The organism is Sphingomonas sp. PL20 (assembly GCF_017875905.1).
GTDB lineage: Bacteria > Pseudomonadota > Alphaproteobacteria > Sphingomonadales > Sphingomonadaceae > Sphingomonas > Sphingomonas echinoides.
In genome coordinates this window covers 67,940-92,488 of record NZ_JAGINH010000002.1, presented here as the reverse complement: position 1 = coordinate 92,488, position 24,549 = coordinate 67,940, and the positions used below count along the sequence as shown (strand labels likewise).

17 protein-coding genes are annotated in these 24,549 nt (G+C 63.8%); 4 read left to right on the top strand and 13 right to left on the bottom strand.

Going from position 1 to position 24,549, the window contains the following annotated elements; all coding sequences use genetic code 11:
- Window positions 1–55 precede the first annotated feature (55 nt).
- The 5 genes from H4W01_RS00720 to xseA form a co-directional block, all read right to left on the bottom strand.
- On the bottom strand, window positions 56–3,085 hold the full coding sequence (locus tag H4W01_RS00720; RefSeq protein WP_209609478.1) for a TonB-dependent receptor domain-containing protein: 3,030 nt from the start codon (window positions 3,083–3,085) through the stop codon (window positions 56–58).
- Between the two features lie 277 nt (window positions 3,086–3,362).
- Entirely contained in the window at window positions 3,363–6,377 is a 3,015-nt protein-coding gene (locus tag H4W01_RS00715) for a TonB-dependent receptor plug domain-containing protein (RefSeq protein ID WP_209609477.1), read from the bottom strand.
- Between the two features lie 192 nt (window positions 6,378–6,569).
- On the bottom strand, window positions 6,570–7,508 hold the full coding sequence (locus tag H4W01_RS00710) for a M23 family metallopeptidase (protein ID WP_209609476.1): 939 nt from the start codon (window positions 7,506–7,508) through the stop codon (window positions 6,570–6,572).
- A complete protein-coding gene (locus tag H4W01_RS00705; RefSeq protein WP_209609475.1) occupies window positions 7,505–7,705 on the bottom strand; it encodes a DUF2093 domain-containing protein in 201 nt (66 codons plus the stop codon). Before H4W01_RS00705 ends, H4W01_RS00710 begins: the two co-directional genes overlap by 4 nt.
- Window positions 7,706–7,735: 30 nt before the next feature.
- Entirely contained in the window at window positions 7,736–9,118 is a 1,383-nt protein-coding gene (xseA, locus tag H4W01_RS00700; RefSeq protein WP_209609474.1) for an exodeoxyribonuclease VII large subunit, read from the bottom strand.
- Here xseA and purD point away from each other — a divergent pair.
- On the top strand, window positions 9,118–10,383 hold the full coding sequence (purD, locus tag H4W01_RS00695; protein ID WP_209609473.1) for a phosphoribosylamine--glycine ligase: 1,266 nt from the start codon (window positions 9,118–9,120) through the stop codon (window positions 10,381–10,383). The two genes, xseA and purD, sit on opposite strands and share 1 nt — an antisense overlap.
- Window positions 10,384–10,421: 38 nt before the next feature.
- Entirely contained in the window at window positions 10,422–11,000 is a 579-nt protein-coding gene (locus H4W01_RS00690; RefSeq protein WP_209609472.1) for a helix-hairpin-helix domain-containing protein, read from the top strand.
- 22 nt (window positions 11,001–11,022) lie between these two features.
- Here the strand turns inward: H4W01_RS00690 and H4W01_RS00685 are convergent, their stop codons facing one another.
- Both H4W01_RS00685 and H4W01_RS00680 read right to left on the bottom strand, forming a co-directional pair.
- Entirely contained in the window at window positions 11,023–11,520 is a 498-nt protein-coding gene (locus H4W01_RS00685; RefSeq protein ID WP_209609471.1) for a PIN domain-containing protein, read from the bottom strand.
- Complete coding sequence (locus H4W01_RS00680; protein WP_209609470.1) at window positions 11,520–11,759, bottom strand: type II toxin-antitoxin system Phd/YefM family antitoxin; 240 nt, start codon at window positions 11,757–11,759, stop codon at window positions 11,520–11,522. The genes H4W01_RS00685 and H4W01_RS00680 overlap by 1 nt, the downstream gene beginning before the upstream one ends.
- A gap of 199 nt (window positions 11,760–11,958) precedes the next feature.
- Between H4W01_RS00680 and H4W01_RS00675 the strand changes: the two genes are divergently transcribed.
- Window positions 11,959–13,323: a cation:proton antiporter gene (locus H4W01_RS00675; RefSeq protein ID WP_209609469.1), complete on the top strand. Its 1,365-nt coding sequence runs from the start codon at window positions 11,959–11,961 to the stop codon at window positions 13,321–13,323.
- Window positions 13,324–13,381: 58 nt separating this feature from the next.
- Window positions 13,382–14,590: an alginate export family protein gene (locus H4W01_RS00670; protein WP_209609468.1), complete on the top strand. Its 1,209-nt coding sequence runs from the start codon at window positions 13,382–13,384 to the stop codon at window positions 14,588–14,590.
- Here the strand turns inward: H4W01_RS00670 and H4W01_RS00665 are convergent.
- The 6 genes from H4W01_RS00665 to H4W01_RS00640 all read right to left on the bottom strand — a co-directional run bounded on the left by H4W01_RS00665 (window position 14,587) and on the right by H4W01_RS00640 (window position 24,493).
- The gene (locus H4W01_RS00665; RefSeq protein WP_209609466.1) at window positions 14,587–16,116 is read right to left on the bottom strand and encodes a tryptophan halogenase family protein; all 1,530 of its coding nucleotides are present in this window, start codon (window positions 16,114–16,116) and stop codon (window positions 14,587–14,589) included. The two genes, H4W01_RS00670 and H4W01_RS00665, sit on opposite strands and share 4 nt — an antisense overlap.
- Before the next feature lie 379 nt (window positions 16,117–16,495).
- Window positions 16,496–18,664 (bottom strand): beta-glucosidase, encoded by a 2,169-nt coding sequence (locus tag H4W01_RS00660; protein WP_209609465.1) that lies wholly within the window; start codon window positions 18,662–18,664, stop codon window positions 16,496–16,498.
- A 68-nt stretch (window positions 18,665–18,732) separates the two neighbouring features.
- Window positions 18,733–21,456, bottom strand: coding sequence for a TonB-dependent receptor domain-containing protein (locus H4W01_RS00655; protein WP_209609463.1), 2,724 nt, complete (start codon window positions 21,454–21,456; stop codon window positions 18,733–18,735).
- 291 nt (window positions 21,457–21,747) lie between these two features.
- Window positions 21,748–22,899 (bottom strand): FMN-dependent L-lactate dehydrogenase LldD, encoded by a 1,152-nt coding sequence (lldD, locus tag H4W01_RS00650; protein WP_209609461.1) that lies wholly within the window; start codon window positions 22,897–22,899, stop codon window positions 21,748–21,750.
- Window positions 22,896–23,657, bottom strand: a complete 762-nt coding sequence (locus H4W01_RS00645) for an SDR family NAD(P)-dependent oxidoreductase (protein ID WP_209609459.1) — start codon at window positions 23,655–23,657, stop codon at window positions 22,896–22,898. Before H4W01_RS00645 ends, lldD begins: the two co-directional genes overlap by 4 nt.
- A gap of 38 nt (window positions 23,658–23,695) precedes the next feature.
- Window positions 23,696–24,493, bottom strand: coding sequence for an IclR family transcriptional regulator (locus H4W01_RS00640; RefSeq protein WP_209609457.1), 798 nt, complete (start codon window positions 24,491–24,493; stop codon window positions 23,696–23,698).
- Window positions 24,494–24,549: the final 56 nt, after the last annotated feature.

Here is a 24,549-nt window from a genome sequence, read left to right as displayed (position 1 = left end):
AAGGGGCGGTTCCCTTACAGGAACCGCCCCTTCGCGTTGCTATGATACGGTTGGCTTACCAGTCGACCTTCGCGCCGAAGCGGACGAAGCGGCCGATAAAGCCCTGGCTTTCCCATGCCACGTTATAGCCGAAGCCCGTGTCATAGGTCTGGCCCGGGTTGAAGTCAGGCTTCACGTCGAACACGTTGAGGACGTTTGCGTAGAAGGTGAAGCGGCTGCCCACCTTGACGCTCGCGCTCATATCCACATCAATGAAGCGGCGCGCGCGGCACTTGTACGGCGAGCCGTCCGAGTAGGTGTAGACCGATACACCGCCATTATTGGCGCAATCGCCCGGAACGCCGCCGTAATCGACCGACGCCATGTCATAGCCGCTGGTGTAATAGGCCGTCGCGCTCAACGTACCCTTGCCGTTGAAGTCGAGCGTGTTCTGCCAGCTGCCGCGCCACTTCGGCGCACCCGAGCACGACGTGATGTTGCACGGGCTGAGCGATCCGTCGAAGCGCTGGATCGTACCGTTCGGCTGAACCTGCTTAAGATCGATCAGATACGTCGCATCGACGCGGCTGGTGAGGTTGATGCCGTGGCCCAGCGGGATCCGTGCCGTACCCGACATGTCGAGCCCCGACGTCGTTTCCGAGGTCGTGTTGATGAAGCTGTACTGGATGAAGCCCAGCTGCGGCAGCGCGGTCGGGAAGTTCGGATCCGCCACGCCCGGCTTCACGGTGATGCCTGGGACATTCACGACGCCGTTATTGGCATAATAGGCCGCAGCCACACCCGAATAATCCGGTGCCCCGATCAGGCCCTTGATCTTGATGTGGTAGTAATCGAGCGTGAAGCTGAGACGACGCGTCGGCTCGAAGACGATGCCCCCAGTGATGCTCGTCGACTTTTCGGGCTTCAGATTGGGATTGCCCGCCGAGGTCAGACCATAAGTGTACGCCTGCGTCGCATAGGTGTCGCCCCCGTGCGCCGCGATATAGGCCGCACCGCCGGCCTGGGTCGGCGAAACCGTCGCCGTGACATAACCGGTCGTCGGCTGGCCATAGGCTTCCTGGAAGCTCGGGATGCGGAAACCACGCGACCAGGTCCCGCGGATCTTCAGCTGCTCGATCGGCTTGAAGATCGCGGTGACCTTCGGCGAGAAGTTGCTTTGGCCCGATGAATAATCGTCATAGCGACCGGCACCGCTCAACGTCAGCATGTTGAAGAGCGGCGCTTCGATTTCGAAGAAGCCCGATTTCACGTTGCGGCTGCCCGCTGTGCTGACCGAGTTGATGCTGTAATAGCGGTCGGCCGGGTTGACCTCGTTCGGCGCGTTCGCACTCGGATTGTTGACCGATTCATACCGGTACGCACCACCAACTGCCACAGTCAGATCCCCACCAGGCAAGGTGAAGAACGACTTGGAAAGCGATGCCTGGACTTGCCACAACTTCGACGTCGACAGGTTGTTGTTGGTCGGCGCGATATAGTCGCGTGTTGCCTGCGTGTTGAGCGACGGGTCGACGAAGTTGAACGAGCCGTCGTTGATCACGTTGATCAGGCGCTGCGCGTTGAGATAGTTCTTATTGGTGACCTTCAGATCGACCTCGGAATAGGTCGCATCGGCATTGTATTTCCAACCCTGGCCGAACGTGCCCTGGATCCCGCCTGCGAAGCGATAGGTCTTGGCATCGGTCAACGAGATACGCGGCTGATCGTAGCGATAGTTCACCCGCGCCTGCTGGCCCAGCGATGCGAACGGATTGTTCGGATTGAGCGTGCCATTGGCCGCAGTGCAGGCGACCGTCGTGCCGCGCGGGCAAACATAGACCGGCAGGAGAACCGGGCTGAGCGTGAATTGCGTGCCGCCCGCCGCAGTCTGGCCGTTGAACGTCAGCGGCGAAATGCTGCTGTTGGTTTGCGTTTCGTAGAAATTGCCCATCAAATAGGCCTGCGCCTGGCTGCCGACATTAACGGTCAGATGCGCGGTCGCCCCGAAGCGCTGCTCCTCGGGGATTTCCATCAAATAATCTTTGACGTTGTCCTGCGAGCAGACCTGCGCGCCGGTCGGCGTACCCGCCCCCGCTGCCAGCGCCTGCTGCGCCGGCGTCAAGGTGATGGAGGTCAGGTCGCGGCAACCAGCCGCCGGATTGAGCAACTGGAATTGCGAGCCGGGAACGGCGCTGCCGTTCAGATAGGGCCGCACGACCGGAACGCGCGTCGCACCCAGACCGCCAAAGCTGCCATCGCCCTGAATGCCGTTGATCGTCTCGTTGGGCAAGCAAGTGCCACCCGCCTTACAGATCGCGCTGTAATTGTTGGTGTTCCACGGATAGCCGCGATCGCGTGCGAAGATCGGGTTGTCATGCTGGAATTCGGCATTGACGTAGACGTTGAAGCCCTGCTCGCTCAGCTTGCCATAACCATAGGTCACGTCGGCGCGCGTTTCGCCACCGTCGCCGCGCTGCGAGATGCCAGCCGACGCGTTGGCGTGAAGCCCGACAATTTGCTTCTTCACGACAACGTTGACCACGCCTGCAACCGCGTCGGCACCATAAGTTGCCGAAGCGCCGTCCTGCAGGACGTCGACCTTCTCGACAATCGCCTGCGGAATCGTGTTGAGATCGACAAAGCTGCGCTGGCCGTCATCCCCGAGCGGATAGATTGCGGAGCGCAGACCGTCGAACACCGTCAGCGTGTTGCCGGTGGTGAGGCCGCGAAGCGACACCGCGGTCGCGCCGGTGGCGAAGCCGAAGCTGTTCCACGCGCGCGTCATCGTGCCGGCACCGTTGGCCGGAATGGTCTGCAGCGCTTCAGCGATGGTGTTCTGACCGCGATTGGCAAAGTCTTGCGCGGTCAGCGTGTTGATCGGTGCGGCACCGGCGGCGGCGCTGTTGCGGATCAACGAGCCGGTGACGACAATGTCCTGGCCCTGGCTGCCCGTGTCGGGCTGCGCTTGCTCGGGTGCCGTCGCGGCCGGGGCGGCGGCGGCTTGCTGGTCCTGCGCAACCGCGGGAACTGCGGTGAGGAGCAGCGCAGTGGATGCGGCCCCCGTCAGCAGCCGTGCCTTGCGCGCGATAAAATCTGTTCCGATCACGTCATTTCCCTTGCTGACCGCACGCATCTACGAAGCATTCGCACCGCGGCGTTGTTTGCAAGTCTCGTGACCGAACATGTGCCCGGCCCCCCGAGACATGCGCATGGGATGAAGCGCTCAAGGCACGCTGTAAAGCCAGCCGCGCACCCCTCGTTACGCTTTCATTTCACTCTGTTACATAAAAACAACAACTTCGTTGCGTGCGCGTAGCAATTGAACAAAAAAGGGCGGCCCCTTCACAGAGACCGCCCTTAAGACCGAAGCTATAGCGCAGGTTTTAGAACTTGAAGTTTGCGCCTGCCTGGAAAGTACGGCCGACGATGCCAGCGTTGTGCCACGAGGTCAGATAGTTCGGTTGCGTGGTATAAGCGTTGTTCGCGAAGATCGGCGCGCGTGCGTTGAACGCGTTACCCACTGTGAAGAAGAACTTGAACTTGTCGTTCACGGTAAAGTCGACGTTTACGTCTGTGTAGATGAAGCTGTTGATGTTGCAGAAGGAGGTGCCCCCGCTCGCATCCTTGTAAACAACAGCCGCGCACGACGTATCGCCATTAACCGAGGTCGACTGATCGGCGGCGACCGCCTTCATCCGTCCGACATAATAGGTCGTGGTGGTGAGCGCGACCTGACCCAAGATCAGCGTATTCTGCCAGTTGCCGCGCCAACGCGGCGTGCCACCGCCCGACGACAGATCTTCCGGACCAACCGTGCCGGCATAATGCTGCACCGCGCCACCGGCCGGATGGAGGTCGTATTTCATGGTCTCCTGCACGTCGAGGCGGGTCTCGAAATGCAGACCGGACGTGATCGGAACCCGTGCGCTGGCACCGAATTGCAGGCCGGCGATCACCTCGTACGACGCATTCACATAAGGCGCGTTGAGCACCAGGAGACGCGGCAGTGCATTGAGCGAGAACGGATCCGCCGCATCGATCACGTTGCACGAATAACCGGTGCCCACCGCGGCGACCGCAGCGCAGGCCGCCGCAGCAGCGGCAGCGGCCGAGGCGAAGGTCTTCGATTCAACCGAGTAATAAGCGTTGATCGCATCCGACGTCTGTGGACCGGTGACGATCAGATTCGACTTCTTCACGTTGAAATAGTCGGCGGTCAGCGTCAGCCAGCGCACCGGCTCAACGACGGTGCCGACGGTAAAGCTCTTCGACTTTTCCGGTTGGATGTTGGGGTTACCGACATAGCCCCGGCCAAGGCTGTAGGCCACGGTGTAAGCGGCGTTGTTGGGATGCGCGGCCTTGAACCCGGCGTCTGGCGTCTGGCCGACGAAGCCCGAATACGAGCTGCGCGGATCCGATTCGGCAAAGGTCGGTGCGCGGAAGCCTTCCGAATAGGAACCGCGCAGCGCGATCTCCTTGATCGGCTGGAACTTCGCCGTCGCCTTTGGCGAGAAACGACCGATCCCGGTCGAATAATGATCGTAGCGACCCGACAGATTGACGTTGAGCACGCTCAGCACGGGCACGTCAAATTCGAAGAAGCCAGCCCAGACCGAGCGTTTGCCATAAGCCTGCGCGGTCGAGAGACCGGGCACGTCGAGGTTCGGGTTGAGGCTGTTATTGGTCAGCGTTTCGCGACGGAACTGGCCGCCCACGCCCAACTTCGCATCGCCGCCCGGCAAGGTGAACAAGGTGCGGCTGAGCGACGCATCGACAGTCGCTTCGCTGGACTTCGACAGCGCAGTGATCGGCGGCAGAACCGCATCCCGCACCGCCTGCGAGTTCAGGCTCGGATTGACGAAATTGTAAGAGCCCGTGTTGATCGCTTTGATCAGCGCAGCTTCATTCGCCCAACCGTAAACGGTGTAACGCAGATTGTCCTGCGAATAGGCCGCCTGAACGCTCCAGTCCCAGCTGTCGCCGAAATGGCCGCTCAGGCCGCCGGAAACGCGATACACTTCGTTGATGCGCTTGCTGCCGGAGTCGACGTCGCCGAACAGATAATAGATGCGCGCCGCGCCTGCGGCAGGATTAGCGGCATAAGCGGCGGCATAGGGGTTGTTCGGGTTCAACTGCCGGTCGGCAGCGGTCGAGCAGTTGATGCCCGACGAGCAGATGTAGACGGGAAGGACGATACCCGGGTTGCTCGTCGCGGTCGAAGGCTGGCCGCCGAACGCCTGCGTTTGGCGGATCGCACGCGGCGGGTTGATGATATCGACACGGTCGCGCGCATAGCTCCCCGCGAGATATCCCTCGATGTTGTCGCTGATACGGAGGCTCAGGCGCGCAACGGCATCCATTCGCTCCTGGCGTGGCAGGATCTGGGCATATTCATTGGTGATATCGTGTGCGCAGGCTGTACCGACGCGCGAACTCGTGTTCTCCGAGAACGTGCCGAACGGACAATTTGCAAGCGGCGTCAACGAGGTGAACACAGCCGGCGTGGTCGCATTGGCGACCGAGCCCGCAAGCGGATTGTTAAGGTCGGTCTGGGTCACGCGGGTGACGACCGCATTGGGGGTCGCCTGGGTCAGCGTGTCGTCCGCGCGATTGTTGTCCTGGCCGTTGATCCGCCGCAGGTCGAGCGTGTTGAAGGGGAAGCCGCGCGATGCGGCGGTGATGCGGCCGCCAAATTCGTAATCGCCGCCGACATAGACGTTGAAGCCCTGACGGTCGTAATCACCATAGCCAGCGAGCAGATGGGCACGATACTTCTGCCCGTCACCCTTTTCGGTCGCACCGCCCTGGACGCCGGCTTCGATGCCGGTGACGTGCTTGCGCGTGATAATGTTAACCACGCCGCCAATTGCGTCTGCGCCGTAGGTCGACGAAGCGCCGTCCTTGAGCACCTTGACCTGCTCGACATTAACCAGTGGGATGCTGTTCAGATCGACGTAAGCATTATGGCCGTCGTCGTTGAGCGGGAAGTTGGTCGAACGCAGCCCGTCGATCAACACCAGTGTCGAGGAAACGCCGAGGTTGCGCAGCGAGATCGCAGCACCGCCGGCCGAAAAGCCGCTGGTGAAGCCGTTGCCGATCGAGCCAGCGCCATCGGCTGAGATGGAGCGGACTGCATCGGTAACGTTGGTGATGCCGGCGCGCTCAATGTTCTGCGCGGTGACCACGGTGATCGGCAGTGCCGTCTCGGCCGCGCCCCGGCGGAAGATCGACCCGGTGACCACGATGTCCCTGTCTTCGGAGGCGGCGGCTGGCGCGGGATCGGCAGGCAACGTCGCCGTCTGCGCAAAGGCTGGACCGGCCGACAGCGCGATCAGCAGCGCGACCGGCGCTGCACTGGAACGAAGGCGCGCAAAAGCGCGAGCTTGCGTGGTCTGCATCAATGAAAAACCCCCAGATGGTGCGCAATGGCGCAGCGTTGTGTCGGCGATCCCGAACCCCCGAGATCACCGCAATGCTGCTAGACTGTAACGATCCCACAGCATTGTAAAGAGGCCGACACGGAACTTTCGCCAAGTGTCGCTGCGGTGCAACACTCTTGCGTTACCCGCCCCGCCCGGCCCGGAAACCGCTCATTCGCTGCGCGGCATCGGCCCTGCGACCAGCAGTGGATCGATCTTCGCATCGTGCCATTTCAGGCTCCAATGCAGATGCGGACCCGTCGCGCGCCCGGTCATGCCCGACAGCGCAACCGGCTGCCCACGGCGCACCCGTTCCCCCACGCGCACGTCGATTCGCGACAAATGCAGGAAGGCGGTGTTAAGCCCCATGCCGTGATCGATCATCAGCAGATTGCCCTCCAGCGTGAAGGGGTGATCCGCCGCGAGGATGACCACGCCATCGGCTGGCGCAAGGATGACCGAACCCTGCGGCTTGGCGATATCGACACCAGAATGATACGATCCCGCCTCACCATTTTTGTAGATGCGCTGCGATCCGAACAGCGTGGAGATGCGGCCGGTGGTTGGCCACAAAAAGGGCTGCCGCCAGCCCTGCGAGTCCGAGGAAACGCGCCGCGCGGCGTTGATCTGCGCCAGTTCGGCCGGGCGCAGCCGGTCGAATTCGGGTTGCGGCAGCGGGATTTTGGGCAAGGAATTGAGTCGCGAAATGTCCCAGCCACGCGGTGCGATGGTGAGGGTATCGCGCACCACGCGCCCGTCATCAAGCGTCGCGATCAGGCTGGCGGTGGGCTTGGCGTCGCGATCAAAGGCGATCAGGAAACGCCCGTCAGGCGCGACCGGGATGGTTTCGCCGTTGAAGGACAGCAGACTGGTGTTGGATGGCGCAATACCGATGACCAGCCCGCCCTGGATCAAGCTGCCCGAATAGCTGAAGCTGATCCGCTGCGGTTCGCGCTGCGGCTGCGGGGTGGCCCGGCGCGCGACCGGCGGGGTGCTGACCGGTTGAACGGTCGGGCGTTCGGGCGCGGTCGCACAACTGCCCAAGGTTACCAGGGCCACCGCCGCGACCGCCCCCCATCCTGTTCGCACCAGCCCCCCGCGACGCGTCATTCCGATGCCATCGCCTCGGTCGCGATCTCCGCGCTGGCATAGGCTTCCTGCCGCGCAACGCTCCAATAGCGCAAATCGTCGAGCGCGATCCGCGCGCCGCTCACCGCACACACGACATGATCGCCCGGGGCCAGCACGCGAAAGCCGTTCGCCATGAAATGCAGCCGCGCCGGGCGATCGGAATTGGACATCAGCATAAGCGCAGGCTTTTCGAAAATAGGAGCGGATCAGAGCAGCGTCGGCTGCTCGGGCTTGGGCGCACCATAGGCTTTGGTGCCGGTGCGCTCAACCTTGGCGTCAACCTGACCGTCCCGAAAATGGAGCGTCACGGTGGCGGCGGCGCGCGCCGCATCGGCCGAGCCGACCACCGCGCCCGAGGGCCGCGCCGAGACGAAGGCATAGCCGCGATCGAGAATGGCATTGGGGCCGAGCGATTCCACCAGCCGCCACGTCGCCGCCAGCCGATCGCGCGCGCGCTCCAATTGGCGGTCGAGCGTCGCCAGGCGCAGCGCGCCCGCCGAGCGATCAAGCTGGCCGCGCGCCACCACCACGCGGCGTTCCAGCCCGCGATCGAGCCGCGCGCCCAGATCATCCGCTTTCTGCCGTTGCGGCCCGAGCAGCGCGTCGCGGCGCGGCAGCACGCGCACCAATGCGGTGAGCTGCTCGCGTCCGCGATCGGCATAGCGCCGCGCGCATTTCTCGGTGCGGGTGCCATAGCCGGCGAGCGTCAGGCGCAGATCGGCGAGCACCGGCACCGCCATCTCGGCCGCCGCCGTCGGGGTCGGCGCGCGCAGATCGGCGGCGAAATCGGCGAGCGTGGTGTCGGTTTCGTGGCCGACCGCGGAGATGATCGGGATGCTGCACGCCGCAATCGCGCGAACCACCACTTCCTCGTTGAACGACCACAGATCCTCGATCGAACCACCGCCGCGCGCGACGATGACGAGGTCGGGCCGCGTTTCGGGCGACATCGCGTCGAAGCCGCGCACCGCAGCGGCGACCTCGTCCGCCGATCCCGCGCCCTGCACCTTGACCGGCCACACCAGCACATGCGTCGGGCAGCGATCCTCGAGCCGGTGGAGGATGTCGCGGATGACGGCGCCGGTCGGCGAAGTGACCACGCCGATTCGGCGCGGCAGGAACGGCAGGCGCTTTTTGGCGGACGCAGCGAACAGCCCCTCGCCTGCCAGCTTTGCCTTCAATTTCTCGAGCAGCGCCATCAGCGCGCCCTCGCCCGCCAGCTCCATGCGATCGATCACGATCTGATATTTGGAACGGCCGGGATAGGTGGTGATCTTGCCGGTCGCGATCACCTCGGCCCCATCCTGCGGAGTGAAGCCCAATTGCGCGACATTGCCCTTCCAGATGACGCCGTCGATCACGGCGCTATCGTCCTTGAGGCTGAGATAGGCATGGCCCGAAGCGACGCGCTTATAGCCCGAAATCTCGCCGCGCAGCCGGACGAAGCCGAACTCGCTTTCGACCACGCGCTTGAGCTTTCCCGCGAGTTCGCCCACGCTCATCGGGGCGGCGTTGTCCCCTGCGACCGGCTCGTCTAGGAGCGCGCCTACGCCCTCTCGCCGGGCAATCTCTAGAAAAGGGTCCGCCATTGAATGTCCTGTTGATCGGCTCGGGTGGTCGCGAACATGCGCTGGCATGGAAGCTCGCGCAATCACCGCGCCTCGGTACACTGTTCGCCGCACCCGGCAATCCGGGCATTGCAGCGCATGCCGAAATCGCAGGGCTGGACGTGACCGATCATGCCGCCGTCATCGCCTTCGCGCAGGAAAATGCGGTCGAGCTGGTGGTGATCGGCCCGGAAGCACCGCTGGTCGATGGCCTGGGCGACAGCCTGCGCGCCGCCGGGATCGCTGTGTTCGGGCCGAACCAGGCCGCCGCCCAACTCGAAGGGTCGAAAGCCTTTACCAAGGCGCTGTGTGACCGCGCGGGCATCCCGACCGCAGGCTATGTCCATGCGACGAGCCGCGCCGAGGCGCGCTTTGCGCTCGATCGCTTCGGCGTGCCGGTGGTGGTCAAGGCCGATGGCCTCGCCGCCGGCAAGGGCGTGACCGTGGCGACGACGCGCGAGGAGGCCGAGGCGGCGCTGGCCGATCTGTTCGGCGCGCGCGGCGGCGAAGCGGTGATCGAGGAGTTTCTCGAGGGCGAGGAAGCCAGCCTGTTCGTGCTGACCGACGGCACCGACATTCTCTCCTTCGGCTCAGCGCAGGATCACAAGCGCGTCGGCGAGGGCGACACTGGCCCCAATACCGGCGGCATGGGCGCGTACAGCCCGGCGCGCGTGCTCACCCCTGAGCTCGAACAGCGCGCGATCGACGAGATCGTCCGCCCGACCGTGGCGGCGCTGGCGGAGGCCGGCACGCCGTTTTCGGGGGTGCTCTATGCCGGGCTGATGCTGACCGCCGATGGCCCCAAGCTGATCGAATATAATGCCCGCTTCGGCGACCCCGAATGCCAGGTGCTGATGGCGCGGCTCGACGAGGATCTGCTCGAGCTGCTGCTGGCGGTGGCCAATGGTACGCTGGGGCAGCGCGGGCCCGCCAAATGGGTCGCGCACACCGCGCTGACCGTGGTGCTCGCCGCCAATGGCTATCCCGGCACGCCCGAGAGTGGCGGGAAGATCGATGGTATCGCCGACGCAGAAGCGACCGGCGCGACGGTGTTCCAGGCGGGGACGCGGCTGCAGGACGGGCAGATCGTGGCAAGCGGCGGGCGCGTGCTGGCGGTTACCGCGCTGGGGGCCGACATTGCCGAGGCGCAGGCCGCCGCTTACCGCGCGGTCGATGCGATCGCCTTCCCGACCGGCTTTCACCGGCGCGACATTGGCTGGCGCGAGATTGCGCGCGACGCGGGCTGATCACTTCCGCTACCCTCACCCCAACACAGGAGACCCCGATGGCTAGTGGCCCGCAAAACCCCAACCAAGCGATCGACATCATGGGACCGATCACCACCGCGCATATCGTGCTGATGGCCGCGCTGGCGATTGCGGCGGTGTTGGCGATCTGGTGGGGAACGGTGCTGCGCCGCCGCCGGGCCGAGGCGGAAAGCCAAGTCGACGAGGATTTCGCAATTGCAGAGGAACATGGCGCAACCACACCCGCCACTGTGCAAGGCATGGATGAAACGCCGCTGGCGGATCTCCCGTCGCAGCCCGAGGACGTCGCGCCGCCGGTGCCCGTACCAGCGCCAACGCCAGCACCTGAGCCAGGCCCCGCAGCCCCACCGGTTGCCACCAACCTCACCCAGATCAAGGGGCTCGGTCCGAAACTGGCGGCCACGCTTGGCGAGCACGGCATCACCCGCATCGAGCAGATTGCGGCGCTCAGCCCAGCCGACGCCGCCGAGCTCGACGCAAAGCTCGGCAGCTTCAAGGGACGGATGACGCGCGACCGCTGGGTCGAACAGGCCGAGCTGCTCAGCGCCGACGATCGCGCAGGCTATGAGGCGGCCTTCGGGAAATTGGGCGGCTGAGCCGGAGCGCACCGCCCGGCGCTCACGATCGCACGAACAAATTCCGTAGCCACACCGCGCCGTCACGCCCGGCGGTGCGCCAATCGGCATCGTCCGCCACCTCGTCCGGCCGATAGCCGGTCGGATCGAACAGCTTGATCCGCGCGCCCTTGAACTTCGCGGTCGTGCGGGTCACCAGCGTCAGCCGATGTTCCAGCGCGGTCGCCACAAACAGGGCGTCGCGCATATCCGCAAGCGCAACCTGACCGCGACGCCGCGCAACCGCAGTGTCGAGCGGCAGGATGTTGCCATCAAACGCCGGGATCACGCGCTCGTCGATCCAACTGCGCAACGCGCCGCCCGCCGCCTTGTCGCGTCGCGCCGCCTGCGTCGCTGCCGCGTCCAGTTCGAGCACGCTGAGCGCGGATAGGAACAAGCGCTCACGCGCAACCCCGGCAGCCCACAGCACAAGACCCTGCTCTGCGTCCGGGCTTCGCGCTCGGCGCAGGTCGAACACGATCGCAGTATCCAGCAGGAACATTATGGCCGCTCTCGCATGGCCCAGGGTTCCGGCGGCGGCAGATCGCCCACAGGTCCACCGGGGATAGCGAGCAAATCGACAATCGTATCGCGCTGCCCACTCATCTGGCGAAAGGTCTGGATGCTCATCAGCACATGCGTCGGGCGTCCGCGGTCAGTGATGAACACGGGTTCGACTCGTGCCAGCCGCTTGGCGGCACTGACATCCTGGTTGAACTCGCGGCTGCCAATGACTTTCATATGTGCCTATGTTGCTATTTGGATCGCGCTACCATGTAGCGATGTTACTACAATGTTGAGCCTGCGCAACACCGGACGCGCCGCCAACGAAAAAGCGCGCTCGCTACTACCAATGGTGTTGCACACCTCGGAATAATGGCGCTTTTCTAACGATCGCGATGGCGGAGACGCAGCTGCGCGAGACGATTGGGGAGGGTGCATGTTTGAACTGTTGACCAGCGCGTGGCACGCGCTGACCGGGGTGTTAGGGCCGCACGGTCCGGCGGTGAATGCGGCGAAAAGCTATGTTCCCGGCGACTTCAGCATCCACTTCTTTCTGCAGCTTGCCGTCATTATCCTCACCTGTCGTGTGGTCGGATGGCTGGGCAAAAAGTTGCTGCGTCAGCCACAGGTCGTCGGCGAAATGATCGCGGGTGTCCTGCTCGGGCCGTCGCTGTTCGGATTGCTGCTGCCCGATCTGCAACTCGCCATCTTCCCCAAGGAAACGCGCAACGTGCTGTATGTCGGCGCGCAACTGGGTGTTGGCCTGTACATGTTCATCGTCGGGCTGACGCTCAACCTCGACCATTTCAAATCCAAGGCGCGCAGCGCGGCGATGGTGTCGGCGGCGGGGATCGCGGCACCGTTCCTGTTCGCGGTGCTGATCACGCCGTTCCTGTTGACCGTGCCCGGCCTGTTCGCGCCCGGCATCGACCGGGCGAGCGCAACGCTGTTCATGGGCGCGTGCATCGCGCTGACCGCGTTTCCGATGCTGGCGCGCATCATCAATGAGCGCGGGCTGGCCAATTCGGCGCTGGGAACGCTGTCGCTGACGGCCGGCGCGTTCGACGATGCCGCGTCGTGGTGCGTGTTGGCGATCGTGCTGGCGACCTTTGGCGCGGGAGCCGGGGTGGCGGTGCTCGCGATCGGGGGTGCCATCCTCTATACCGGCTTCATGCTGCTGTTCGGGCGGCGCTTGCTCGCCCCGCTCGGTCGCATCGTCGAACGCGAGGGCGCGATGAGCAGCCAGATGCTGGCGACCGCCATGCTGCTCTTCTGCCTGTCCGCCTTCGTGATGGACGCCATCGGGATTCATGCCATTTTCGGCGGCTTCCTGATGGGCGTGTGTATGCCGCGCGGGGTTTTCGTCGAGGAGCTGAAGCGCAAGGTGGAACCGCTTGCGGTGGTGCTACTGCTGCCGATGTTCTTCACCTATTCGGGGCTCAACACGCGCCTGGACATGGTCAATTCCGCCGCGCTGCTGCTGATCGCGCTGGGCATCCTGATCGTGTCGATCCTCGCCAAATTCGGTGCCTGCTACGCCGCCGCGCGCCTGTCGGGGGAGGACAATCGCACCGCGCTCGGCATCGGGGCGTTGATGAACTCGCGCGGGCTGATGGAGTTGATCATCATCAATATCGGCCTGCAAAAGGGCATTATCGGGCCGACGCTATTCTCGATGCTGGTGCTGATGGCGATCGTCACGACCGTCATGGCGACGCCGTTGTTCGAGGCGGTCTATGGCCGCAAGGCGCGCGCGCGCGGCGAACTGCGCGCGGTCGACGCACCGCTCGCCGCCGTCTGATCCTGCGCCCCGCCGCCACGGGTGGCGGGGCCAACGCTTTTCTTTTCCGGAGAACGCTATGAAGACCGCGCTTGCGATAGCGGCCGGCCTGCTGGTGGGGGGTGTCGCCCATGCCCAGAAGGTTACGGTGACCCCCAGCGCCGATGTGCGCCTGCGCTATGAGCATATCGACCAGGATGGTTTGCCCCGCGATGCCGATGCGGTGACGCTGCGCATACGCCCTGGTGTCACCGCAAGCTGGAACGGCTGGTCGGCGCTTGTCGAGGGCGAGGGCGTGCTGGCGCTGGCCGACGGCTATAATGACGGACTGAACGGCAAGGCGCTCTACCCGCTGGTGGCTGATCCGGAGAATATCGAGCTCAACCGCGCGCAATTGCGCTATGCGGACAAGGATGGCCTGGCGCTGACGACAGGACGGCAACGCCTCGCTTTTGTCGACGAGCGCTTCGTCGGTCCGGCCGGATGGCGGCAGAGCGAGCAGACTTTCGACGCCGCGCGCTTCCAATGGGGCAAGGGCACCGGCCTGAATGCCGATATCGCCTATAGCTGGAACGTGCAGACCGTGAACGGCAACCGGGGGACGGGCGCGCGACCGCGCAACATTGGCGGCAATAACCTGTTCGCGGTGCTCGGTTATGCGACCCGCCTCGGCACGGCCAGCGGCTTTGCCTATCTCGTCGACCAGGATGCCAGCGCCGTGCAGGGCTTTCGCCTGTCGAGCCAGACCTATGGCGTGCGCTTTGCCGGCAAGGCCGCGCTCACCCGCGACATCTCGCTTGGCTATAGTGCGAGCTGGGCGCGGCAAAGCAACTGGCATCGCAACCCCAATCGTTATACCGCGAGCTATTGGCTGGGCGAAGCCACGCTAGGCATAAAGACGTTCACCGCAACGATCGGCTATGAAGTGCTGGGCGCGGACAAAGGCGTCGCGCTGACCAGCGTGCAGACGCCGCTCGCCTCCTTCTTCAAATTCAACGGCTGGGCCAGCAAGTTCGCGAACACGCCCCCAAACGGGCTGCACGACGCTTATGCGACGATCGGCTATGGCTGGAAAAACATCGGTCCGCTCGACGCCATCACTCTGGGGTCGACGTTGCATCGCTTTGCCAGCGACCGGCTCGATCAGCATTATGGCGACGAACTCGACCTGATCGCTTCGGCCCGGCGCAAACACTCTACGCTGTCGGCACGCTTTGCGCGGTATCGAGCAAAGACCTTCGCGACAGATACGGACAAAGCGTGGTTGCAGATCGACTGGAGCCTTTAGCGGAGCGTCCGTCCGGCGTAGATGTCGTGCAACAACGCACGGTTGGTCGGCAAATCGGCAACGGCGCGCTCGCCAAAGCGGCGAATGCGCGCGAACATCGTTTCCGCCGCCGCCCCGTCCGGAAAATCGCCCCGGCCCGCCGCGAGATCGGTCGGGAAATCCATGCCGTAGAGGATGTACTGATAGTTGAAATAGGCGAAGCTCTCGACATCGATCAGGAAATCGAAGCGGTTGGGCGGGCGGTACCGCCATTGGTCCAACAGATCGCGCAGCGCTTCGGGGATCGAATCCGGTGCCGCATTGTCGCGCCAGAACGGCTCCTCGCGTCGGCTGAGACAATAATGCAGCTTCAGGAAGGTGATGATCCGGTCATAGCGCGCCGCCATCAGCGTGTTGAAACGCCGCGCGGGCGCATCGATCGGCCCGGTATGCGGGAACAGTTCGGCAATCATCGCCACCGCTGCCTCGACCAGCACCACGCCGGTCGATTCGAGCGGCTCCAGAAAGCCGCCCGACAAACCCACCGCGACACAATTCCCGATCCATTGCTGTGTGCGATAGCCGGATTCGAACGGAATGGTGCGCGCGGTAAAGCGATCGTGCCCGATATAGCGGTGCAACACCTCCGCCGCGCGATCGTCGGTCATATGCGCCGAGGAATAGACGCACCCGATGCCGCGCGCGCCCTCCAGCGCGATGTCCCACGTCCACCCCGCCGCATGTGCGGTCGCGATCGTGAAGCTCTCGATCGGCGCATCGGCACGATCATAACCGATCTTGCAGGCCAGCGCGCGGTCGGTGAACAACTGGTCCTGCACCGACTGGAACGGCGCGCCCAGCGCCTTGCCGATCAACTCGGCGCGAAAGCCCGAACAGTCGATATAGAGATCGGCCTGCAGCGCGCCATGCTCGCGCGTGGCGACATGGGCGATGCTGCCATCCTCGGCCAGCGCGACATCGGTGAGCAACCCTTTGAGGTGCCGCACCCCCAGCTCGACCGCGCGCTGCTCGATGATCTCGACGAATTTTGCCGCATCGAAATGATAGGCATAGTTGAGCGGCCCGGAAAACGCGCCTTCATCGGCCCGCTTGGGCGCGCGGCCGCTTTCGGCGACACGATTCTGGATCGTCACGGCTTCGGCAAAGGGCGCGCGGGTCGCGGCATCCTGCAGCAGCCAATAAGGCACCAGGCTGGTGCGTTCGGTCTGGAACGGCGCTTCGAACGGATGCAGGTAACGGTGCCGCCGCCCGTCGGCGGTCGGCGCGTGCAACCAATCGTCGAAGCGGATTCCCTGTTTGAAGGTACCCGATGTCGCCCGCAGGAAACGCGCCTCGTCTATGCCCAGGAATTGCAGCGTCGCGCGAATCGTCGGAAACGCGCCTTCACCGACCCCGATGATCCCGATATCGGGTGATTCCAGCAGCGTGATCTCGATCCGCCCATCGAAGAAGCGCGCGAGATAGGCCGCGGCAAGGCACCCGGCCGTGCCACCTCCCACGACCAGGATCTTTCGCTTGGCGGGCATTTTCTTTCGCTAGCGCATCGCGGGGCCAGCGGAAACACCAAACCGGCGGCTGGACGGACTGGATCGGTCGAGTGCCCTGCGTCACCGACTGAGCCGAGCGACTTACCCTTCGATTTGGAGGGACGTTTCACCGTCCGGGCTGCAAACGCACAACAGCCCCATCTCCTTCGAGATGGGGCTGTTGTGATAGCGTTGGTTGCGGGGACCCGCAACCAACGATACTTGTACCGGCCCGACAACCATATGCTGACGATACGGTTTGATGCGGCAACCACTTCCTACAACGCGCTTTTTTCGAACCGCCGCTTAGGGGCAGGACCCATTGATATGAGCGTCGGGATCCGGTTCAGGCTCTGGCTACGATCAGTGAGTCCCGACCCTAAGATTGCCGCACAGTCGCAGCAGCAAGGTGCCGACCGGAAAGCACGCGTTCCACCGTTGGTTCGAGCGTAGTCGCGCTATATCCAAGGGCGAACCCGTAGCGACCCGGCGCGATCCTCCAGCCGCCATCTGCCCAGCCCGCCAGCAAACGCGGATCGACATCGAAGCTCATTGTCCGCGTCTCGCCCGGGGCCAGCGTCAGGGTGTCGAACCCAACCAAACGTCTAACCGGTTTGCCATTGATCGAAGTTAGATAAAGCTGGGGCGCATCGCGCCCCGCGCGGGTGCCGTCGTTGGTCACGGTGAACGTTGCACGCGGGATCTCGCCGCCCGACACGCGCAATCCCTCATGCCGGAAATGCGTGTAGCTCAACCCGTGGCCAAAGGCGAAGAGCGGCCTGGCCCCCTTGGCGAAATGCCATTTGTAGCCGATGTCGGCACCCTCTGTATAATCGATCGACATTGCCGATCCCTCGGGCAGGCCGAGGCCCGGGATGATCGGATGCGCAAGCTGGCTTTGATCGACCGGGAAACTCACCGGCAGGTGACCCGACGGGTTGACCGCGCCGGTCAGCACGTCGGCGATTGCCGCACCACCTTCCTGCCCCGGATACCACGCCTCGACCACAGCCCTGACCTTGTCGATCCACGGCATCTTCACGGGATTGCCCGTTTCGAGCACCACAATGGTGTTCGGGTTTGCGGCGGCGACCGCAGCGATCAGCGCGTCCTGCCCCTCGGGCAGCGTCATGCTACCATCGGCACCTTCGGCCTGCCACTGCGTTGCGAAGACGATCGCGAACTCGGCCTGTGCGGCAAACGCCGCCGCTTCCTCGGGAACATAGCCGCCATCAAATTCGACTTTCGTGCCCGGTAGCGCGGCGACGAGTGCTTTCAGGGGCGACGACGGCATGATCAACTGACGCCCCCAATTCCCCATAAGTCCGCGACCGCCGACCGGAATCAGCGCGACTGGCCCGGCAGGTGTGACCTGGCTTGATCCGGCACCCGACATCACGCCGATATCGGCATGGCCGCCGATCACGGCGATCGACTTTGCCGAGGCGAGCAACGGCAACAGACTGCCCTCGTTCTTGAGCAGCACGATTCCGTTCGCGGCGACCTCGCGCACCTCCTTCGCATGCGCGGCGAAATCGATCGGCGTCTCGCGCAAGGGGGCATCGGCCCCGACCGCGTACAGCGAGCGCAGGATCCGCCGCACCGCGGTCGAGATCTGTTGCATGGTGACACGGCCCGCTGCCACTTCGCCCTTGAGCGGCACGTCGAACCAGATTTGGTTGTCGAGTTGCGCCCCCGATTGCTGGTCGAGCCCGGCGGAGAAATACGACACGTCGTGCACCGCGGACCAATCCGACATCACCCAACCGCGATAATCCCAGTCCTTCTTCAGCACACGGTTGAGCAGGAAATCGTTGCCGCAGGCATAGGCACCGTTGACCTGATTGTAGCTACACATGACGGAGCCCGGCTGGCCGCGTTCGATCGCGATTTGAAAAGCGAGCAAGTCGCTTTCACGGAACGGCCCTTCGGCGATACGTGCATCGATCGAATTGCGCAGCGTTTCCTGATCGTTCAGCGCAAAATGCTTGATCGTGGAGACGACATGTTCGCTTTGCACGCCGCGGATGGCCTCGCCCGCGAGTACGCCAGCGAGCAAGGGATCCTCGCCCATATATTCGAAATTTCGGCCGCCGCGCGGATCCCGCGCGAGGTTGATGCCGCCGGCGAGCAGCACGTTGAAACCCTTGGAGCGTGCTTCGTTGCCGGCGATCGCGCCGCTGCGAAAAGCGAGCTTCCGATCGAACGTTGCGGCAAGCAACTGGCTCGAGGGTAAGGCCGTCGAGACGTCGCCCTTGCGGAGTTGCAACGGATTGACGACGCCGAGGCTCGCGTCGGTTTCATAAAGGTCGGGAATGCCAAGGCGCGGAATCCCGGCGATATAGCCCGCCGTCGCCTTCAGGCCCGGCGGGACCGGGGGGAGCCCGGGAAGGTTGAGCGGCATGATCCCATGCAGCAGCTGGAAACGCTCGGCATCGGTCATGCGCTTTTCGGTCGCCGCGGCGCGGGCATCGGCGTCGTCGCGCGACTGGGCCCAGGCCGGCACCGCCAGCAAAGCAATCATGATGGTGGCAAGCGCGGTCTTCATTGCGGCTCCAGTCGTCAGCAAAAGCGCGGGGCGGCAACCCAATTGCCGCCCCGTCCGGTGGGAGGAACTCAGAACGTCTTGCGCAAACCGACCGTGACGATGCGCCCAAGCGGCGATGCAACCGTCGGATCGAACCCATAGGCACCGTTGCCGGCGTCGTAGAAATAGGGAGGGTTCTTGTCGAACAGGTTGGTCACATCGACGGTCACCTGCGTGCCGCTGGCAAGGCCACTGAATGGGAGCTTCCAGCCGGTGTGCAAGTCGATCGTCGCCTGTGCATCGACCTTGCTCTTGTCGATCGTGTTGACATAGCCATTGGTGTAATTAACGAAGACTGTCGCATCGAGCGGCCCTTGTGCCCAGCCGAGATGGCCGCGCATTTTCAGATTGACCGCATAATTGGTGCGCAGTCGATCGGTGACGACGGTATCGCCGTTGATCTTCTGGTCGAACTGCAACAGCCACGTTCCGCCCGCGCCGACGTTGAGCGAACCATAAGGCGCGGTGAAGGCATAGGACACGTCGAAGTCGATGCCGCCGATCTTCTGCTCGGCGAAATTCTGACGGCGCAAATCGTAGATCGCGGTCGGCAACGGGCCGACGTCGGGATAGGACAGCCCGTCGTGCCGCAACCCGGCTGTCGCCGCCAGCACCTGCGCCGCAGTCGGCGCATAGGTACGATAGCGATTGTAGATCGGATTGTTCGGTTCGGTCACGACGTTGAAGCCGGGGAACGTGATGACGTTCTTGTAATCGATGTTGAAATAGCTCGCCGTCGCCTTGAAGCCCGGCAGCGCGAGCGGCTTGAACTCGGCACCGAGCGACCAAGTCGTCGCCTTTTCCGGCTCCAGCTTGTTGCCACCGGCGAGGATGATCGAATAGGCGCTCGAGCCCGCCCCGGTAAAATCGGCGAAGCGGATCACGCGCGTGTCGATAGCTGTTCCGGCATCGGCCAGGCTCGGCGCGTGGAACGACTTGCCAAAGCTTCCGTGGAACACGAGCCCGCGAACCGGCGTATAGTTGATACCGATCTTCGGGTTCGTCGTGCCGCCGACATCGTTATAATGATCATAGCGCGCCGAGAGCGACAGATCGAGCTTCTGGATGCCGCCGATCGCATTGGCGTCGCCGAAGATCGGCACGAACAGTTCGCCGTAGAAGGAGTAGCTCTTGCGGTCGCCCAGCGCCGACGTCTGCACCGGCGTGCCGTTGGGGCCGACGTCTACCGTCGAGAAAAAGCGTTCCTCGCGAACGTCGGTACCGACTGCGGCCCGGAGCGCGCCTCCCGGCAGTTGCAGGATCGACCCGTCGATTTTGGCGAGCGCCTCCTTCACCGTCTGCTGACCGTAATAATGCGTGTGATAATCGCCGACCTGCGCAACGAGCGTCGGATCGTTGGCAGCACCGACGCCGTACGGATTGAAGCGGCCCGCCGCGACGAGGGACGTCAGCAACGCCTGATTGAGCCCCCCTTGTGTGATGTTGTCCCGCTCGCGCCCGTAATTGAGATCGATCGAACCTTTGAAATCGCCGAACAGATTGGCATCGAGCCCGATGTTCGACGACCATGTCTCGGTCTTGATATGGTTGGTCACCGTCGCACCGAAATCGCCCGTGCCGTCATAGGTTACGCTGTGCGTGCCGGCCGGCACGCCGAGGCCGACGACATAATTGTAGAACGGGCCGGATGAGACATTGACGCTCAGGCCACCGCTTGGATCGTTATTACCCGAAATAGCGGGCAGCGACGTTACCTCGCGCTTCGAATACAGCGTCCGCGCGCGCAGCGTCAGGGAACTGCCGAGTTCCTGACGGATCGAGATCAACCCCTGATGTCGGTGCTGCGCGGGGAAAAGATCGTTGGCCTTGATGTTATCGCAGGTGTTGCTTGCGCCGCGCGTCGCTTTTGTGCCGGACAATGCATAGTTCACGCCGCCAACCGTGACGTTGCCGGGGCTGCAGAGCGTCGAGGGCGTGCGCTGAAAATAATAGTCGCGCTCGCGACCGTTGACGGCTGTGTTCTCCGAATATTCGTAGTCGAACAGAACCGACCCGGTGCCCCACGTCTTCCCCGCGAGGATGCTGCCGTTATAGCTGCGATAACCGTCACCAAAACCGAGCTTGCCGTTGGTTTCTACGCCGTTGAAGTTACGGCGCAGGATGAAGTTGACGACGCCTGCGACGGCGTCCGAGCCGTAGATCGACGAGGCACCGTCGGTGACGATTTCAACACGCTCGATTGCGGAAGGCGGGATCGCACTCGGATCTGGCGCGGTCTGGTTGATGCCGGCCCCGGGCAGACGCAGCCCATCGACCAGCACCAGCGTCAGGCCACCGCCGCCATTGCCGACGCCGACGCCGTGGATGGCGGGCTGATCGACGAAATTGGCGGAGTTCTGCCCGGTGTTGCCCCCGGAGGCACCGAAGCTGCCGAGTTGGGGAATCGAACGCAGCAATTCGGTGGTGGTGGTAGCACCGGTTGCCAGAATATCCTGCCGCGTCACGCTGGTGAGCGCGGAGCCGGTCGGTGCCACGCCGCGGATGCTGCTGCCGGTTACGATGATGTCTTGGCCGGTATTTTCGGCTTGCTGCGCGTCCGGAGTGGCGGCCGCACCGATCGGCTGCGCCTGGCTTGCCGACGTCGATGGCGTAACATCGGTCTGCGGCCCAGTGGCCCCTGCCCCGCTGTCAGGCGACGTCTGCGATGCTGGGTTCGCCTGCTGCGCTGCGGCCGGGCCCGCCAGTGCCATTGCGGTGCCGGCAAGCAGAATGGACAAGGTCTTGGACGACATGAATGATCCCCTCTTTTCTCGGATCTCGCGCAGGACTCGTCGGCGGACGAATCCGGTGCACGAAAACGATTATATGTTTTGGTAGATGGCGTGCGTTGCGCCGCGGCCGTCCTCAGACGGCCCGAATACTCGACCTTGGCATCATCATCTCCCTTGGCGGTGACGTGCGACTTGGCTGTGCACGATTCCTGCAGTTCTTGTGCTGCGAATGTTTTCTACCCCGTCACCCGATGCCTTGCAAGCGAAAATCCATTTATCGTAAGTGTGTTCCATATTATGGGAATAACATGGTTAGGACGCAAAGCCTACCAGCGCGCTTCGGTCTATCGCGGCGATATCGGCGCGCCCCGTCAGCGCCATAGCGACGCGCATTTCCGCTTCGACCAGGTCGAGCATATGGGCCACCCCAGCTTCGCCTGCCGCCGCCAGTGCGTAGACCCAGGCACGGCCGAGCAGCACGCCCTTCGCCCCGAGCGCCAGCAGACGCACCACGTCGAGGCCTGACCGTACGCCGCCGTCGACCAGGACCGTGAGCCGGTCACCGACCGCATCGACGATTGGCGGCAGCGCCCGCGCAGTCGAGGGAACGCCATCGAGTTGGCGGCCGCCATGGTTCGACACGACGATTCCATCGGCACCGAGCAACGCCGCGCTGCGGGCATCGTCGGCATCGAGGATGCCTTTGATGATCAGCGGCCCATCCCACTCGGCACGAATGAAATCGAGGTCGCTCCAGCTGACGCTCGGATCGAAATTGTTACGCATCCACGCAAAGAAATCTTCGAGCCCGGTATTCTTGCCAAGCACCGGCGCGACATTGCCGAGTTGATGCGGCCGACCGCGCACGCCGACGTCCCACGCCCACCCGGGCTTGGTCATTGCTTGCCACGTACGGCGCAGCGACCCGACCGGGCCTGCGGCACCTGCGAGGCCGGAACGATAGTCACGATACCGCGATCCCGGAACAGGCATGTCGACCGTAAAGACCAAAGCAGAGCAGCGCGCAGCCTTCGCTTGGGCAAGCAAGTCTTTCATGAAACCGCGGTCGCGGATCATGTAGAGCTGGAACCAGAAGGGCGCGTCGGTCCCGCGCGCAACCTCGTCAAGCGGACAGGCCGAGACGGTTGAAAGGCAGAACGGAATCCCGGCCTTTTCGGCGGCGCGCGCGGCCTGCACTTCGCCGCGGCGCGCGTTGAGCCCCGCCAGCCCGATCGGCGCGAGCGCGACCGGCAGGCGCATCTTCTGCCCGAACAGCTCGGTCGACAGATCGAGTCGCGAGACATCGGTCAGCACGCGCTGGCGCAGCGCGATATCCTCCAGATCGGCAATGTTCCGCCGCAACGTGACCTCGGCATAGGAACCGCCGTCGATATATTCGAACAGGAAATGGGGCAGTCGACGCCGCGCGAGCTCGCGATAGTCGAGCGCGGACGCGGCCCTCACTGGAGGTTCACGAACATGCCGCCATCGACCAGCAGCGCAGCACCTGTGACGTATCTGGCCATGTCCGACGCGAGGAACACGATTGGCCCGGCGACATCGTCGGGCCGGCCAAGCCGACCGAGCGGAATGCGGTTTTCCATATACGCGCGCTTGTCGGCGTCAGCGAGATCCTCCTTGTTGATGTCGGTCAGGATCGTACCGGGCAGCACCGAATTGCAGCGAATACCATGACGGCCGAGCGCGATTGCAGCGGACTGCATCAGCGAATGCACACCGGCCTTGGTTGGCGTGTAATGCGTCTGGAACTCGCCGCCCACCAGCGCCGAAATCGACGAAACCGCGACGATCGCGCCGCCATCGCCTTGCGCCACCATCTGGTTGGCGGCGGCCTGCACCATGTAATAGGCACCGTGGAGATTGACTCGCATCGTGCGCTCGAAGGTCTCGGCCGGCATGTCGAGAAAGGCATGGAATGGGCAGATGCCGGCATTGTTGACGAACACGTCGACCCGGCCAAGCGCTTCGGTTGCTTGCGCGACAAAGGCTTTGGCCGTCTCGGCTTCGGCGACGTCGCCCTTGATCGCCACGCCCTTGCGCCCGAGCGCCTCGATCTCCGCGATGCACGCGGCGGCACCGGCATCGTCCGAATTGAAGTTGATCGCGACGTCCGCACCTTCACGCGCCGCACCGACGGCAGCAGCACGCCCGATCCCGGCCGAGGCACCGGTAATCAGCACCGTCTTTCCTTCAAGTAGCATCGCCGGTCCTCTTCTCGTCGTCGGTTACAGTAAATGCGTCAGGTCTTCGGCACCCAGCCGAGGTCGTGGCTGATCGCCCGCGCGGTATCGCCGACTTCGATCGAGAGTGCGTCCATCCGCTCGTCGCTCATATATTGCGCGGCACTCGACACGCTGATCGCGGCGACGATTGCGCCGCGCGCATCACGGATCGGTGCCGCGACGCAGCGGATCTGGTCCTCGTTTTCCTCGAGATCGAAGGCGCGTCCGGCGGCGGCATAGGCCCTCATCCGTTCGGTCCACAGCGTCGCATCGACCGGATGCCCGCCGTCCGCCATATCGGCAGCCAACCGCTCCGCCCAATAATCCTCCGGATGATCGAGCATCAGCGCCTTGCCGAGGCCCGTGGACGTCAGCGGCTGACGATCGCCGACGCGGCTCGAAATGTTGATTCGGCGCCGTCCGGGCATCTTGTCGAGATACAGCGCACGATCGCCATCGAGGATACCGAGATGCACCGTGTCTTCGGTCGTGCCTGCAAGTGCTTCGAGATGCAGTCGCGCAACCTGGATTACATCGGCTTGCGCCTGCGCCAGAAAGCCGAGTTCGAGCAACTTCGGACCAAGCCGATAGCCTGCGCGTGGGGTGAAGGCCAGGAATCCGCGATCGACCAGCGCGCTGGCCAGTCGGTGCGTGGTGCTCTTGGTCAAATCGAGCCGTTCGGCCAAATCGCTGAGCGCCAGTGGCTCGTGCGCAATCGCTTCGATCACGTCGAGACCGCGCATCAACGTCTGGCTGCCGGCCCCGATCGACGGTTCCGCCGGGGTTGCCGGGCGTGTCTCTGTTGACGACTTCATTTCCACTCCTTAAGACATGCTCTCACAATATGGCAACACTGCACAGCCAATTCAAA

What these genes read in the sequence shown, in the direction of transcription:
- H4W01_RS00715 (WP_209609477.1), bottom strand. Translation starts at nt 6,377, where the DNA reads ATGCAGACCACGCAAGCTCGCGCTTTTGCGCGCCTTCGTTCCAGTGCA.
- H4W01_RS00710 (WP_209609476.1), bottom strand. Translation starts at nt 7,508, where the DNA reads ATGACGCGTCGCGGGGGGCTGGTGCGAACAGGATGGGGGGCGGTCGCG.
- H4W01_RS00705 (WP_209609475.1), bottom strand. Translation starts at nt 7,705, where the DNA reads ATGCTGATGTCCAATTCCGATCGCCCGGCGCGGCTGCATTTCATGGCG.
- xseA (WP_209609474.1), bottom strand. Translation starts at nt 9,118, where the DNA reads ATGGCGGACCCTTTTCTAGAGATTGCCCGGCGAGAGGGCGTAGGCGCG.
- H4W01_RS00690 (WP_209609472.1), top strand. Translation starts at nt 10,422, where the DNA reads ATGGCTAGTGGCCCGCAAAACCCCAACCAAGCGATCGACATCATGGGA.
- H4W01_RS00685 (WP_209609471.1), bottom strand. Translation starts at nt 11,520, where the DNA reads ATGTTCCTGCTGGATACTGCGATCGTGTTCGACCTGCGCCGAGCGCGA.
- H4W01_RS00680 (WP_209609470.1), bottom strand. Translation starts at nt 11,759, where the DNA reads ATGAAAGTCATTGGCAGCCGCGAGTTCAACCAGGATGTCAGTGCCGCC.
- H4W01_RS00675 (WP_209609469.1), top strand. Translation starts at nt 11,959, where the DNA reads ATGTTTGAACTGTTGACCAGCGCGTGGCACGCGCTGACCGGGGTGTTA.
- H4W01_RS00670 (WP_209609468.1), top strand. Translation starts at nt 13,382, where the DNA reads ATGAAGACCGCGCTTGCGATAGCGGCCGGCCTGCTGGTGGGGGGTGTC.
- H4W01_RS00665 (WP_209609466.1), bottom strand. Translation starts at nt 16,116, where the DNA reads ATGCCCGCCAAGCGAAAGATCCTGGTCGTGGGAGGTGGCACGGCCGGG.
- H4W01_RS00660 (WP_209609465.1), bottom strand. Translation starts at nt 18,664, where the DNA reads ATGAAGACCGCGCTTGCCACCATCATGATTGCTTTGCTGGCGGTGCCG.
- H4W01_RS00655 (WP_209609463.1), bottom strand. Translation starts at nt 21,456, where the DNA reads ATGTCGTCCAAGACCTTGTCCATTCTGCTTGCCGGCACCGCAATGGCA.
- H4W01_RS00645 (WP_209609459.1), bottom strand. Translation starts at nt 23,657, where the DNA reads ATGCTACTTGAAGGAAAGACGGTGCTGATTACCGGTGCCTCGGCCGGG.
- H4W01_RS00640 (WP_209609457.1), bottom strand. Translation starts at nt 24,493, where the DNA reads ATGAAGTCGTCAACAGAGACACGCCCGGCAACCCCGGCGGAACCGTCG.